The 13,487-nt window shown below is 29.8% G+C and carries 15 protein-coding genes; 7 read left to right on the top strand and 8 right to left on the bottom strand.

Going from position 1 to position 13,487, the window contains the following annotated elements:
• The first annotated feature begins 45 nt into the window (after positions 1-45).
• Positions 46-2,646, top strand: a complete 2,601-nt coding sequence (locus BLV71_RS04080) for a TonB-dependent receptor (RefSeq protein WP_093869314.1) — start codon at positions 46-48, stop codon at positions 2,644-2,646.
• 56 nt (positions 2,647-2,702) lie between these two features.
• Here BLV71_RS04080 and BLV71_RS04075 read toward each other — a convergent pair whose 3' ends face one another.
• On the bottom strand, positions 2,703-3,455 hold the full coding sequence (locus tag BLV71_RS04075) for a UDP-2,3-diacylglucosamine diphosphatase (protein WP_093871955.1): 753 nt from the start codon (positions 3,453-3,455) through the stop codon (positions 2,703-2,705).
• Between the two features lie 103 nt (positions 3,456-3,558).
• On the opposite strand from BLV71_RS04075, the gene BLV71_RS04070 reads away from it, so the two are divergent.
• The gene (locus BLV71_RS04070) at positions 3,559-4,005 is read left to right on the top strand and encodes a nucleoside deaminase (RefSeq protein WP_093869313.1); all 447 of its coding nucleotides are present in this window, start codon (positions 3,559-3,561) and stop codon (positions 4,003-4,005) included.
• A gap of 18 nt (positions 4,006-4,023) precedes the next feature.
• Here the strand turns inward: BLV71_RS04070 and BLV71_RS04065 are convergent, their stop codons facing one another.
• Genes BLV71_RS04065 through BLV71_RS04055 form a run of 3 tightly spaced genes read right to left on the bottom strand, consistent with a single transcriptional unit; the run spans position 4,024 to position 6,405 of the window.
• Positions 4,024-4,518 (bottom strand): methylated-DNA--[protein]-cysteine S-methyltransferase, encoded by a 495-nt coding sequence (locus tag BLV71_RS04065; RefSeq protein WP_093871954.1) that lies wholly within the window; start codon positions 4,516-4,518, stop codon positions 4,024-4,026.
• Positions 4,519-4,531: 13 nt separating this feature from the next.
• Complete coding sequence (locus BLV71_RS04060) at positions 4,532-5,629, bottom strand: glycoside hydrolase family 3 N-terminal domain-containing protein (RefSeq protein ID WP_093869312.1); 1,098 nt, start codon at positions 5,627-5,629, stop codon at positions 4,532-4,534.
• A gap of 11 nt (positions 5,630-5,640) precedes the next feature.
• A complete protein-coding gene (locus BLV71_RS04055) occupies positions 5,641-6,405 on the bottom strand; it encodes a TatD family hydrolase (RefSeq protein ID WP_093869311.1) in 765 nt (254 codons plus the stop codon).
• Between the two features lie 116 nt (positions 6,406-6,521).
• Here BLV71_RS04055 and BLV71_RS04050 point away from each other — a divergent pair, with 116 nt between their 5' ends.
• Entirely contained in the window at positions 6,522-6,995 is a 474-nt protein-coding gene (locus BLV71_RS04050; RefSeq protein WP_093869310.1) for a retropepsin-like aspartic protease, read from the top strand.
• 3 nt (positions 6,996-6,998) lie between these two features.
• Here the strand turns inward: BLV71_RS04050 and BLV71_RS04045 are convergent, their stop codons facing one another.
• Positions 6,999-7,457: an Lrp/AsnC family transcriptional regulator gene (locus BLV71_RS04045; RefSeq protein WP_093869309.1), complete on the bottom strand. Its 459-nt coding sequence runs from the start codon at positions 7,455-7,457 to the stop codon at positions 6,999-7,001.
• 167 nt (positions 7,458-7,624) lie between these two features.
• On the opposite strand from BLV71_RS04045, the gene BLV71_RS04040 reads away from it, so the two are divergent.
• Positions 7,625-8,848: an aminotransferase class I/II-fold pyridoxal phosphate-dependent enzyme gene (locus tag BLV71_RS04040; RefSeq protein WP_093869308.1), complete on the top strand. Its 1,224-nt coding sequence runs from the start codon at positions 7,625-7,627 to the stop codon at positions 8,846-8,848.
• Between the two features lie 535 nt (positions 8,849-9,383).
• Here BLV71_RS04040 and BLV71_RS04035 read toward each other — a convergent pair.
• The 3 genes from BLV71_RS04035 to BLV71_RS04025 form a co-directional block, all read right to left on the bottom strand.
• Positions 9,384-10,364, bottom strand: coding sequence for an acyl-ACP desaturase (locus BLV71_RS04035; protein WP_093869307.1), 981 nt, complete (start codon positions 10,362-10,364; stop codon positions 9,384-9,386).
• 26 nt (positions 10,365-10,390) lie between these two features.
• Positions 10,391-11,119, bottom strand: coding sequence for a lysophospholipid acyltransferase family protein (locus tag BLV71_RS04030; protein ID WP_093871953.1), 729 nt, complete (start codon positions 11,117-11,119; stop codon positions 10,391-10,393).
• Positions 11,120-11,181: 62 nt separating this feature from the next.
• Positions 11,182-11,604 (bottom strand): hypothetical protein, encoded by a 423-nt coding sequence (locus BLV71_RS04025; RefSeq protein WP_093871952.1) that lies wholly within the window; start codon positions 11,602-11,604, stop codon positions 11,182-11,184.
• A 566-nt stretch (positions 11,605-12,170) separates the two neighbouring features.
• Here BLV71_RS04025 and BLV71_RS18475 point away from each other — a divergent pair.
• The 3 genes from BLV71_RS18475 (at position 12,171) to BLV71_RS04010 (ending at position 13,425) form a co-directional block, all read left to right on the top strand.
• The gene (locus BLV71_RS18475) at positions 12,171-12,344 is read left to right on the top strand and encodes a hypothetical protein (protein ID WP_176974347.1); all 174 of its coding nucleotides are present in this window, start codon (positions 12,171-12,173) and stop codon (positions 12,342-12,344) included.
• 14 nt (positions 12,345-12,358) lie between these two features.
• Positions 12,359-12,550, top strand: a complete 192-nt coding sequence (locus tag BLV71_RS04015) for a hypothetical protein (RefSeq protein WP_093869305.1) — start codon at positions 12,359-12,361, stop codon at positions 12,548-12,550.
• A gap of 296 nt (positions 12,551-12,846) precedes the next feature.
• Positions 12,847-13,425 carry a hypothetical protein gene (locus BLV71_RS04010; protein ID WP_143032753.1) on the top strand — a complete coding sequence of 193 codons (579 nt, stop codon included), beginning with the start codon at positions 12,847-12,849 and terminating at the stop codon, positions 13,423-13,425.
• The last annotated feature ends 62 nt before the right edge of the window (positions 13,426-13,487 follow it).

Here is a 13,487-nt window from a genome sequence, read left to right as displayed (position 1 = left end):
TTAAAAAATTATCTTAAAAATATTATTACTTAATAACTGTTGATTATGAGACAAATAACTAAACTGATTACTATTTTTACATTATTGTGCTTTTCTTCTATGATTGCACAAACTGTAAAAGGTAAGGTAACAGATGAAACTGGACAAGGTATTCCTTTTATAGATGTTATAGAAAAAGGTACTACAAATGGAGTTAGTACTAATGATAATGGTGAATTCACAATTCAATTAAATAAAGTGCCTTCAGTACTTGTGTTTTCTTCATTGGGATATGCTACTATTGAGAAAAATGTAAATGGAGCTGCTAATCTTTCTATAGTAATGAAAGAAGATAGTGGTGTGTTAGACGAGGTGGTTTTAACTGGTAATAGAGCAAAGCCTAGAACAATTCTAGATTCTGCTGTGCCAATTGATAATATTTCTGTAGGGGAATTACAAGCTACTGGTCAAACAAATATCGATCAAATGTTAACCTATACTGTACCATCATACAACTCAACTAACCAAACAATTTCAGATGCAACTGCGCATTTTGACCCTGCAGATTTAAGAGGGTTAGGGCCAAGTAGAACGTTAGTTTTGGTTAATGGTAAGCGAAAAAATCAAAGTGCCTTAGTATATGTAAATGATACACCAGGAAAAGGTGAGGTTGGAACAGACATGAAAAGTATTCCAACTGCAGCTATTGAAAGAGTTGAAATTTTACGTGATGGAGCTTCTGCTCAGTATGGATCTGATGCGGTTGCGGGTGTTGTAAATATAATATTAAAGAAAAATGTAGATTTTACACAAGTAAATATTAATTCAGGAGTTACTTCAAGAGGTGATGGATTTAATATGGATGCAGATGTAAATCATACACTTACATTTGGTAATGGAGGTTTTCTAAATGCAACTCTTGGTTTTGGTTATCAAGATTATACTAATAGAGCAGGACAACCTGGAAAAGATGATTTATTTGGTGTAAATAATCAATGGACTAAAGATAATCCTGGTTTAGGAATGATTGTTGGACAACCAGAGATGAAAAAAGGAGATTTATATATAAATGCAGAGTATCCGTTAAATGATGATACAGTTATATATGCTTTTGGTGGTGGTAATTTAAGAAAAGGAAAAAGTTTTGCTTTGTACAGACCACCTTATTGGATTACTGATGATTTTGGGTTGTTAACACCTTCAGGTCAAACTTATAATGGTTTTCAGCCTACTTTTGAAACTAATATAAAAGATATCTTATTTACTGCAGGTAGTAGATTTAAACTTGGTGGTTTTAATGCAGATTTGAGTGCTACCTATGGAGGTAATTCTGTTGATTATACAATAGGGAACACAATAAACCCTAGTTTAGGAGGAAATAGTCCTACTAGCTTTGATGCTGGTGCTTATGCATTTAGTAATATAATTGGTAATTTTGATGTAAATAGATCTTTTGGAGAAGTAAGTATTGGTTTAGGGGTTGAAGGTCGTCAAGAACGCTTTGAAGTTACTGCTGGACAACAAGAATCATATGTAAATGGAGGAGCACAGTCTTTTCCAGGGTTACAGCCAGGGAATGCTTTGAATGAAACAAGAGTAAATGTAGGTGCTTATGCTACGCTTGATTGGGATGTTAACGATAATTTTTTAATTGGTGGAGCAGCACGTTATGAAAACTATTCTGATTTTGGAGGAAATACTTCTTGGAAAATAAACTCAAGATACAAAATAGGTGAGGCTGGAGTTTTAAGAGCGTCTTATAGTACAGGTTTTAGGGCACCGTCTTTACACCAAGTGTATTTGAGTAATGTTCAAACTTTAGTTTCTGGAGGTACTATTTCTAATCAAGGTACATTTAACAATGTGAGTCCAGTAATTAAAGATTTAGGAGTTGCTTCATTATTTGCAGAAACTTCAAAAAATATATCTGCAGGTTTAACAGTTAAAGCATCAAGAGATTTTACCATATCATTTGATTATTATAATGTTAGAGTTGATGATAGAGTATTATTTACTGGTGAAATTAACGGTACAGACGATAATGGAAATCCAAATGCTGATGTTCAGCAAATATTAACTGCGAATAATGTAACAAGTATTAAGTTCTTTATTAATGCAGCTAGTACAATAACTCAAGGGTATGACTTTACATTGCGCCATAAAAATATAAATTTTGCTTCTGGTAAATTAGGATTAAATGCAGGTTTAAATGTAAATAAAACTAATTTAGAAGGAGAAGTAAAAACACCAACTAAACTGAATAACTATAAAAATAAAATTTTCAATAGAAAAGAGCAGTCTAGAATTACAAGTGCTAGACCAAATATGAAATTTTTATTTGGAGCAGATTATAAAATTGGAGATTTTACAGCAAATTTAAATAATACATATTTTGGAGAAGTTACTTGGAGGCATGCTTCTGATTCTTTTAAAGATCAGACGTTTGGTGGTAAGGTAGTTACTGATTTATCAGTAGCATATGACTTTACTGATAAGATTTCTTTCAGAGCACAAGTAAATAATTTATTTGATGTTTTTCCAGATGAAATTGATCCGAAAGGGGATCCAGTTACCGATTTAGGAGGAAGATTTAGATATCCATGGGAAGTTAACCAGTTTGGTTTTAACGGTACCTCTTTTAAAGCGGGACTAACATTTAAGTTTTAATATTTTTTTTTGAATTAAACTATGAAAAGGCTGTCAGAAATGGCAGTTTTTTTTGTTTAATACTTTTTAAGAGTGAGTTTGTCTTTTTCAAAAGAACCATAGGTGTAATATTGTATCCAATCACCAAGATTAATATATTTACTGTTTTCTTGTAGTTGTATGTCAAGTGGAAGATGACGATGTCCAAAAACAAAATAATCGTAGTGAGCAGTTTCTAATTTTCTTTTACAATATTGAACTAACCATTCATTTTCTTCTCCTAAAAATTTAGCATCTTCATCACCAGAAATAAGTTTGTTTTTTACAGACATATATTGGCCTAATCGAACTCCTAAATCAGGGTGTAACCATTTAAACATCCATTTAAACAAAGGAAAAGTAAATACTTTCTTCATTCTTTTATATCCCTTGTCATGCGGGCCTAAACCATCTCCATGACCAATTAAAAGAGTTTTATTATTTAATATAAACTTTTGAGGAGAGTGATATACAGGAATATTTAATTCTTTTTCAAAATAATCATGCATCCATAAGTCATGGTTTCCTACAAAAAAATAAATAGGAATTCCGCTATCTCGTATTTCTGCAAGTTTACCTAAAACACGAACAAACCCTTTAGGTACTACAGTTTTGTATTCAAACCAAAAGTCAAATAAATCACCTAATAAGAAAATAGCTTCAGCATCATCTTTAATTTGATTTAACCAGTTAACAAATTTCTGTTCACGAGGAAAACTTGCCTCTTGTGTTGGGGCTCCTAAATGTTGATCAGAAGCAAAGTAAACTTTTTTATTTTCAGGAATATGAATAGATATCAAACTTAAGAATTTTCACAAAAATAAGTAATTTGAATAGAGCTAGCTCATTTAATTTTTGGTTACTTTTGTTTAATACTGTTTTAAAACTGCTGTAATGAATCCGTTTGATGATGTTTATTTTATGAGAAAAGCCTTACAGGAGGCAGAATTTGCTTTTGATAAAGGAGAAGTGCCAGTTGGTGCGGTTGTGGTATTTAAAGAGCAAATAATAGCTAGAGGTCATAATTTAACAGAAACATTAAACGATGTTACTGCTCATGCAGAAATGCAAGCTTTTACTGCTGCTGCAGATTTTTTAGGTGGTAAGTATTTAAAAGATTGTGTATTGTATGTTACGTTAGAACCTTGTCAAATGTGCGCGGGAGCTAGTTATTGGACGCAAATAGGGAAAATAGTTTATGGAGCTAATGAACCTAAACTTGGGTTTAGTGTTTTAGGTACTAAAATACATCCAAAAACAAAAGTAATATCAGGAGTATTAGAGGAAGAATGTAGTTTTTTATTAAAGAAATTTTTTATAGAAAAGCGTAATTTAAATTAATTTTTTTGTTAGGTAGTTTTAAAAAAGAGTTTGTTGCTTGCAACCACTTTCGTGTTCTAATAACCATTTTTTTCGCCATACACCACCAGCATATCCTGTTAAAGAACCGTCAGAACCTATAACTCTATGGCAGGGAATAATAATCCAAATGGGGTTTTTCCCATTTGCTGAAGCTACCGCTCTAATAGCTTTTACATCTCCAATTTGTTTTGTTTGTTGTAGGTAAGATCTAGTTTTTCCAAAAGGAATTTCTAATAACTCTTTCCAAACTTTTTGTTGAAATATTGTTCCTTGTGGGTTTAGTTTTAAGTCAAATTTAGTGCGTTCTCCTTTAAAAAATTCATCTAATTGAATAGCACAATTTTGTAGAGTTTTCGATGTGTTAGAGCTAACAGCAATTAGTGAAGTTAATAAGTCGTTGTTTATTACAGAAACTGACTGTATGCCATCTTTATTTCCAATAATTTCTGCAATTCCTATAGGAGTTTTATAATGTATTGTTTCTAAATTCAAAATAGTCACTTGTTTAAAGTAAGCCAAGACAAACTTTTAATCGAATAATTTTCTTTATAGATTGATATACTTGTTGTTTGAAATCTTTATTAATTTGCATTTCTTTTAATATCTGATTTCTGGTTGAAGTTTCATTAATGGGCATTAAAATCATATCACATCCAGCTTTAGCAGCTTGTAAAGGAGCATCTTTTATAATGGTTACCGCTTTCATTATATTCATGGCATCGGTTACAATCAAGCCTTTAAAGTTTAATTCCTTTTTCAGTAAATCAGTAACAATATTCCTAGAGCAACTAGCGGGTAAACCATTCGTTGTGTATTTGGTATTGTTTTTTACTGTAATGTGAGCTACCATTATTGATAAAACACCAGCGTTTATAAGTGGTTTGTATATGTCTAATTCTTTTAATTCTCCATCAATATAAACTGATTGTTTGTGAGTGTCTCCTTTCACTAATCCATGCCCTGGAAAATGTTTAGCAGTGGCAATTATTTGTTCTTTTTGTGAGGTTTCAATAAAAGTTTTACTCAATTGAATAACTTTATTTTTATCGTTTCCAAAACTTCTACTTTTTATTGCTTCGTTGTTAGGGCTAATATCTACAACAGGAGCAAAATTTTGACGAACTCCAATATTAAGTAATTCTTTGTTAATAATTTTTACAACACTATCACATTGTTTTGGGTTTTTAATTTTGATAGCATTTGGAAGTTTTTGTGATCCTTTAATTCTACCTTTCAATAAGCCAGGTTCAGCATCCATACTATGTAAAAGAGGGAGTTGCTTATTTTTAATAGCTATTTGATTTAGTTCAGAGATTAATTTTTTATGATTCTTTTTCGTTCCTTTTAGGTAAATAACACCACCAACTTTATTTTGTTTTACTAGCTTTTTAACAACCTTGTTAGAGTTGCCAAGTTCTCCTGCTGATGTTACAATCATTTGAACGACTCTTTCAGAATCGGTTAGAGATTTAAATATAGCATTTACTTTATTATCTAAAGCAATATTATAAGTGTGAAAATCTTGTAAACTAAATTGTTTTTGTTGCCCAAAACTTAATAGTATGGTTAGTGAAAAGAAATAAAAAAGGAATGTTTTCTTCATAAAAGAATAAATTAAATGCTAAAAATATCTTTAGAATTCTGAGTTGTAATTTCGGAAATTTCGTTGAAAGTTAGTCCGTAAATATCAACTAATTTATCAATTACCTGTGTTATGAATGAACTTTCATTTCTTTTACCTCTATATGGAGTTGGGGCTAAGTATGGAGAATCAGTTTCTAATACTATATGTTTTATGTCTATTTGATTTAAAAACTTATCAATTTTTCCATTTTTAAAAGTAGCAACTCCTCCAATACCTAATTTCATATTGTAAGAAATAGCTTTTTTTGCTTGCTCTAGATTTCCTGTAAAGCAATGAAAAATTCCAAATAATCCTTCTCCTTTCTCGCTTTCTAATACTTCGAAAATTTCATCGAAAGCTTCTCTACAGTGTATTACAATAGGAAGTTTTTTTTCTTTAGCCCATTGTATTTGTGTTTTAAAAGACTTTTGTTGCTCTTTTAAAAATGTTTTGTCCCAATATAAATCAATACCTATTTCACCAATTGCACAAAAATCTCGAGTGTCAATCCATTCTTTTACATGTGCTAATTCGTCTTTGTAGTTTTCTTTAACAGATGTAGGATGTAATCCCATCATTAAAAAAACATCTTCAGAATATTTTTTTTCTAAATCAAGCATTCTTTCAGTGTAAGTGCTATCAATTGCTGGGATGAAAAAACGAGAAACTCCTGCTTCTTTTGCTCGTAATATCATTTCGTTTCTATCTTCATCAAATTGATCAGAATATAAATGGGTGTGAGTATCAGTAATCATTGTAGTTGTTTTCTTTAGTTGTACTCAAGTAGCATGAAAAAATCAATATTTTAAATGAGATTATTACATTTACTTGTAATGACGTATTTTTGTATTCGTAGGCAAAAGTACAAGAAATGGCAAGTTTGAAAAAAGTATTAAAGAAAAAGAAATATATTAAAATAAAGCTTAAGAAGATGGTTACGAATCATTTGGAGTTAAAGGCTTCGATTAATGGAGTTAAAGGGCGTTTTATTTTAGATACTGGTGCGTCAAACTCATGTGTTGGACTTGATTTAATTAGTTTTTTTAAATTGATTTCTGAAGAAAGTGAAATTAAAGCAGCCGGTGCGGGTGCTACTGATATGGAGACTCAAAAATCAGAAAATAATTTACTTAAAATTGGTGATTGGAAAACTAAAAAGTGTGATCTAGTACTTTTTGATTTGTCACATGTAAACGCAGCTTTAACTCAGCATGATGCTGAAGAGGTGCATGGTATTATAGGAGCTGATATTTTAGAAAGTGGAAAGGCTTTTATAGATTATGATAAAAAATATTTATATTTAAAAAAGCCAAAAAAGAAAAAGGTAATAAAGCTTCCTTTTTAAAAATTATAAAGCAATAGCAATGGTGTTTTTAACTTCTCCTATTGTAAAAACACTATGAGTACTCCCTATGTGTTTTAAGCCAGTTACTTTGTTTACCATAAATTCTCTGTAAGAGTCCATGTTTTTAATGTAAATTTTTAAAAGGTAGTCATACTCTCCACTTAAATGAAAGCATTCTGTTACTTCTTGTAATTTATTGATTTCTTTTTCGAATTCGGCAATATATTCTTTAGTGTGTTTTTCAAGTTTTATATGACAAAATACTAATAAAGATTTGTCTATTTTATTTTTGTCAACAATAGCTACATACTGTGTAATAACGTCTTCTCGTTCAAGTTTTTTTATTCGTTCATAAACAGCAGTAACTGATAGCCCAAGTTGTAATGATAAGCTTTTGTTAGTTTGTTTGCTGTCTTTTTGTAGTAGGGCTAAAAGTTTTTTGTCAATAATATCTAATTTCATCTGAAAAAAAATCTAAATTTTAATATTAAAAGAGGTGTTTTTTTAATCTGGTATTTAAAAATAAACATTAAAACAGAAAAAAAATCTATATAACTACTAAAGTATTGATTTTTTATCAAAAAAACTGGTATTTAGCTTGGTAATAAAACAACTAAATACAATTATACATGAATTTTAAACCAGCAAATAATATACAAGACCTACAATATTTTGGAGAATTCGGAGGCGTGAACCCTTCTATTTCTGATTCTTCTACGTATACTTTTTTAGAAGCAAAAACAATGTTTGATACTTTTGAAGGTAATACCGATGGATGTTATTTATATTCACGACATACTTCACCTTCAAATTTATATTTAGGAGAGGCTTTAGCAGCTATGGAGGGAACAGAAACTGCAAATGTAGCAGGTTCAGGAATGGGAGCAATTACGGCGACAATATTACAGATTTGTGGCGCTGGTGATCATGTAGTATCTAGTAGAACTATTTATGGAGGTACGTATGCTTTTTTAAAGAATTTCACCCCTCGAATGAATATTTCAACATCTTTTGTTGATATCACTAAGTTAGATGTTGTTGAAGCATCTATAAATGATAAAACCAAGGTGATTTATTGTGAAACAGTAAGTAACCCATTATTGGAGGTGGCTGACCTTAAAGCACTGTCAGCATTAGCTAAAAAATATAATTTAAAATTGGTGGTGGATAATACTTTTTCACCATTGTCTATTTCACCTGTTCAATTAGGGGCTGATGTAGTAATTCATAGTTTAACAAAATTTATTAATGGTTCTTCAGATACTATGGGTGGTGTTGTTTGTGGTACTTCTGATTTTGTAAACTCGCAAAAAAGTGTAATAGATGGAGCAAGTATGTTATTAGGAGCTTCAATGGACTCTTTGCGCTCTGCTTCTATTTTAAAAAATATGAGGACGTTACATATTCGTATGAAACAGCATAGTAAAAATGCTAGTTTTTTAGCTGGTAGATTTGAAGCTGATGGAGTAAAAACTGTTTATCCAGGATTAAAATCTCATCCTTCTCATGAGGTTTTTAAGTCAATGATGAATGAAGAGTATGGTTTTGGTGGAATGTTAACTATTGATGCAGGATCATTAGAAAAAGCAAATGCTTTAATGGAATTAATGCAAGAGCGTAATTTAGGATATTTAGCAGTGAGTTTAGGTTTTTATAAAACATTGTTTTCTGCTCCAGGAACATCAACATCATCAGAAATACCGGAAGAAGAACAAGAAGAAATGGGATTGACTGATGGTTTAATTCGTTTTTCTATTGGGTTAGATAACGATATTGAGCGTACTTATAAAATGATGAAAACATGTATGTTAGAGGTTGGAGTATTGGAAGAAAACAATATGGTTTCTGTATAAGGAAAAACATGTTTTATAATAAGAAGTATACGTTTTATATTCGTTTATTCTGTTTTATAATAGGTTACGAGTATATGATAAAGTCAATAAAATAAAAAGTCATAACATATTACTTTATTGTTATGACTTTTTTGCTATAAAACTATCTTACCAATTAATTTCATTATTTTAGAGAAAAATAAAAGGCTATGAATAAGAATTCTCCTAAAATAAGTTTTATTAATTAGTATAATTAAGTAAAACTAAAAATGTTGGCCGCTAGTTTGCAACTAGTGGCGTATATGAGTAAGCGGTAAGAGTAATAAAATAAAAAGTCATAACAGTAATATGTTATGGCTTTTTTGCTATAAAACTATCTTATAGATTAATTTTTCAGAAAAAAATCTGATGGTACTAGTTTGTTAGCGTAGGTCAGCTGCTAGTTTTTATAACTTGTAGGTGTATGAGTAAGTAAACAAAAAATTAAGTAATAAGAGGATTGTAAACTAAAAAAAACATAAAAAAAAGGTCAGAATTTCTTCTGACCTTTTTGTTTTTATGATGGAATCATCCATTTAAAATTGAATTTAGTATCTGGCACTACAATACGTTCCGTGATTCTATACATTCTGTCTGGTAACTTCATTAAATAATCTCTTGCTTTCTCTGCTTCAGGTGTTAAGTTGGTTATTTTATCAATTTCCCATGTAGTGTTTAACTTCTTTAAAATATCAACATAGTCAAAACCTGTGTATACTCCTACACGTTGAGCTACTGTTGAGAAATCATCAAATAAACTACCTTTTGTGCCAAATGATTCACGTAAGTGCATAGCAGGCATTACTATTTTATGTTTCATCATTTGTTGAAATGCTAACATCATTTCACTAGGATCTATTTTAAAAATTTCTTTTACAAATTCAGAATAGGCTAAGTGATGACGCATTTCATCACCAGCAATAATTTTTGACATTTTAGCTAAAGCTTTATGCCCTTTTTTCTTAGCTATTTTAGCTACGTTTAAATGAGAAATGTAGGTAGCTAATTCTTGAAAACTTGTATACACAAAGTTTTTATAAGGATCAGTAGCTGTACCAATATCAAATCCGTCAGAAATTAGGTGCTGTGTCGTGATTTCAACTTCACGCATATTTACACGTCCTGATAAATATAGGTATTTATTAAGTACATCTCCATGGCGATTTTCTTCAGCTGTCCATGCACGTATCCATTTAGCCCATCCATTGTCAGGTTGTTGCGTTATACCATCTAAATCAAGTAACCAAGATTCATAAGTAGGTAAAGCTTCTTCTGTAATAGTATCTCCTACTAATACAACCCAAAAATCATCATCTAATTCTTTTGAAATCTCTTGAATTTCTTTAACCTCATCAATAAAAGTGTCTTTTTGTGAATTAGGTAAAAAATCGGTTGGCTGCCAAATCTTTTCTATAGGTACTAAAAATTTGTCTACAAAACTGTCAATGTTTTTTTCCAGCGTTTGCATTACTTCTTTTCGTATGTTTTGTATTGACATTATATTTATTTTATTGTTGTTTGTTCTTATTGAATTGATGCTTTAATAGTCGTTTCTACACTTTCTAATAATTCATCAAACGGAAGGCTACTTACTTTTATTGGTTTGTGAGTGGTTATTTTAATAGGACTTCCAATTCCTAAAGGGAATTTCCCATATTTAAAAACCTTCCACGAGTTGTTAATTGTTAAAGGTACAACGTACGACTCTTTGTTGTATTTAGTAAGCATTTTTAGTCCGTTAGGCGCAAAGCTTTTTGGTTTCCCGGTTTTACTTCTTGTACCTTCAGGAAATATTACTGCCGACCATTTGTTTTTATTTATTTGTTTTGCAAATTTAGCTAATTCTACAATAGCCTGTTTTCCGTCTTTTCTGTCAATCAATGCCGCACCTCCATGCTTTAAGTTAAAAGAGATACTTGGTATTCCTTTTCCAAGTTCTTTTTTTGCAACAAATTTAGGCCAATGCTTTCTAAAATGCCATATAATTGGAGGTATGTCAAAAGTACTTTGATGATTCGCTACAAAAATTAAACTTGTGTTTTCTGGTAGTTCATGTTTGTTTTCAACTTTAGTTCTGATTCCTAGTAATAAAAGTGATTTTATTAAAAACCAATTCATAATATCAACTACTTTTTGGTGACCGTTTTGACCAAAAAGTTTAAGCCCTAACCATTGTAAAGGATGAAATATTAATAATAAAGAAAAGAATACTAGCCCAAAAATAGATGATAGTATGTAGCTTAAAAATTTCATTGTTTTATTTTTATAAAGTGCAAAAATAAAAAATCCCGCGAAAGCGGGACTATTTATTTGTTTTAAAACCAATTACTCCATGGAATTCTTGATAATATAAGTAAAAGTGCGATACCATAAAAAATAGCAAAACTTTTAAATTTAGCTTCACTTTTAACGCGTTTCTTATGTTTTGACCATCCCATTGTAATTAAAACAATAGCGATAATCATAGTAAGTGGATGTTCAATTGCTAATAATCTTGCTCCAGAATCTTTCATAACTTCTCCTCCGTTAGATTTTAATGCTTTAAACCAAGGTGACATAAAATACCAGCCTAATCCTATAATTAATTGGATATGAGTTGTTATTAATGTGAATAAACCTAAACGGAATTCTTTGTGTGTAAATTCTTTTTTCTGGATTATTCCTATAATAGCGTTTACTACTGTATAAATTAATACTGCTAATACAATATATGCCCAATAAGAATGAATAGTTTTCATCATGATGTATGAATTTAATAAAGCTATAGTAAAATTACAGCTTGTTTTGTTAGTTTTTGTACCTACAAATTTACTGATTTTTATGAATAATAGACCTAAAAAAAATACATCAAAATCATTCACTTTTGTAATACTACAGGGCTAAGCATTTTTACTATAATTGAAGAGTAGAAAATTGATGTTTTTAAATTGTTTTGAAACTTATTTTGTTATGCATTAAGTTTTTCTTAATAATTAGATAAAAAGTAAGTCAATGACCTACTAAAAGTAAGTCGCTGACTTACCGATGTTCATTTTAAAGTATCTATTTTTGAAAAAAGAAAATTATGATTGAGGTCTATGTTTATATACTTCATAAGAATTAATATTGAAAAGAAAAACCTTCTATGGGGATGAAAATATTTTTGCGCAAAAATGGTCATAAAGCTATGAGTGACCTAAAAAAAATCGTAGAAAAAGATAAACACTTTCAAATACTATTAAGATGATTAAAATTATACTAGTTTTAATAGTGTTTGTTTTAAAAACAATTTAATATGAAAAGTTTAGAATTAAATCAAATGGAAATGATTCAAGGCGAAGGAGATAAAGCAGCTGGTTACTTTTGTACCCTTGCTCTAATTTCAGCAGCAGCTATATCTATTAGTACCCTTGGGATAGGAACTGCTATTGGAGGAGCTATAATGATTGGCTCTGGTACGGCTTGTGGTTATAATGTTGCGGACTCAATTTTTGGTTAAAAAAATAATATATTATGAAGGAATTAAAATTAAATGAATTATCAGTTATTCAAGGAGGTGACTGGGGAGATGTTGTTGATGGAACGTGTACAGCAGTTGCAGCTGGTGGATTATTGACTTTAGCTTTAGGGCTTACAAATCCTGTTGGAGCGGGCGTTTATGGTTTTTGTGCTGGATGGGGTTTTGTGCGTATTTTAACAAGTTAAATTACTAATTATAATGAATAAGAAAATTAATGTTTTTTTGCTATTACTAGTTGTTTATATAACCATTAAAATTACTTTTTTCAATTTTTCAATTTTTGATAAATTCACAGTAATTATAATATTACTTATGTTTTTTATTAGTAAAAAGATGAAAAAATAAAGCATTAATATTTTTAGATTATACATCTAAGAGGTAGTGGGTTTTATACCTCTTAGGTGTTTTTAATTAAGTGCTAAAAAAAAAGAAAATGTTGAAAAAAATTGTGCTGATAATATTTTTATATACTCTAATCACGATGATGTCAAATTTTTTGTTGGATACTGAAACTTTGGTTTATGATTTTTATTCAGATAAATTGTCTGATAAAGAAATATATAATTTAATAGAAAATCAAAAAAAATTGAAATGGTTACCTTTCGTTATTTTACCTTTAATTATCATGTTAAGAAATTCTTTAGTCGCTCTATCTTTGAATATAGGGGTGTTTTTTTATGATATGGAGAGTAAAATAAGTTATAAGAAGTTATTTAATGTAGCATTAACAGGTGAATTTGTTTTAGTATTAGTAGGGGGTTTTAAAATAGTTTACTTTTTATTCATTAAAACAGATTATACTTTGCAGGATATTCAACAATATTATCCATTAAGTTATACTAGTTTTTTAGATATTGAAAATATAGAACCTTGGTTAATATACCCATTACAAACAATTAATTTATTTGAAATAGGGTACTTTTTTGTATTGGTGTATGGGGTGTATAAGTTATTAAAAAACAAATACTTGAAAAGCTTTGAAATTACTGCTATAAGTTATGGAACAGGTTTGACAATTTGGATTGGTTTAGTAATGTTTTTAACATTAAATATGAGTTAAGCTGTTACGTTGTTAAAAACCTTAATTATAAACAAATTTATTATTACTAAGGAGGTTATGAC

Origin of the sequence: Tenacibaculum sp. MAR_2010_89, from assembly GCF_900105985.1 — a bacterium.
In the GTDB taxonomy this organism is placed as follows: domain Bacteria; phylum Bacteroidota; class Bacteroidia; order Flavobacteriales; family Flavobacteriaceae; genus Polaribacter; species Polaribacter halocynthiae.
Note: the sequence above shows the minus strand (reverse complement) of the source record. Positions and strands in the feature narration are given on the sequence as shown.

Bases quoted from the DNA above. Each gene is read 5' to 3' on its own strand.
- BLV71_RS04080 (WP_093869314.1), top strand. From the start codon at position 46: ATGAGACAAATAACTAAACTGATTACTATTTTTACATTATTGTGCTTT.
- BLV71_RS04070 (WP_093869313.1), top strand. From the start codon at position 3,559: ATGAATCCGTTTGATGATGTTTATTTTATGAGAAAAGCCTTACAGGAG.
- BLV71_RS04060 (WP_093869312.1), bottom strand. From the start codon at position 5,629: ATGAAGAAAACATTCCTTTTTTATTTCTTTTCACTAACCATACTATTA.
- BLV71_RS04055 (WP_093869311.1), bottom strand. From the start codon at position 6,405: ATGATTACTGATACTCACACCCATTTATATTCTGATCAATTTGATGAA.
- BLV71_RS04050 (WP_093869310.1), top strand. From the start codon at position 6,522: ATGGCAAGTTTGAAAAAAGTATTAAAGAAAAAGAAATATATTAAAATA.
- BLV71_RS04045 (WP_093869309.1), bottom strand. From the start codon at position 7,457: ATGAAATTAGATATTATTGACAAAAAACTTTTAGCCCTACTACAAAAA.
- BLV71_RS04040 (WP_093869308.1), top strand. From the start codon at position 7,625: ATGAATTTTAAACCAGCAAATAATATACAAGACCTACAATATTTTGGA.
- BLV71_RS04035 (WP_093869307.1), bottom strand. From the start codon at position 10,364: ATGTCAATACAAAACATACGAAAAGAAGTAATGCAAACGCTGGAAAAA.
- BLV71_RS04030 (WP_093871953.1), bottom strand. From the start codon at position 11,119: ATGAAATTTTTAAGCTACATACTATCATCTATTTTTGGGCTAGTATTC.
- BLV71_RS04025 (WP_093871952.1), bottom strand. From the start codon at position 11,604: ATGAAAACTATTCATTCTTATTGGGCATATATTGTATTAGCAGTATTA.
- BLV71_RS18475 (WP_176974347.1), top strand. From the start codon at position 12,171: ATGATTCAAGGCGAAGGAGATAAAGCAGCTGGTTACTTTTGTACCCTT.
- BLV71_RS04015 (WP_093869305.1), top strand. From the start codon at position 12,359: ATGAAGGAATTAAAATTAAATGAATTATCAGTTATTCAAGGAGGTGAC.
- BLV71_RS04010 (WP_143032753.1), top strand. From the start codon at position 12,847: ATGATGTCAAATTTTTTGTTGGATACTGAAACTTTGGTTTATGATTTT.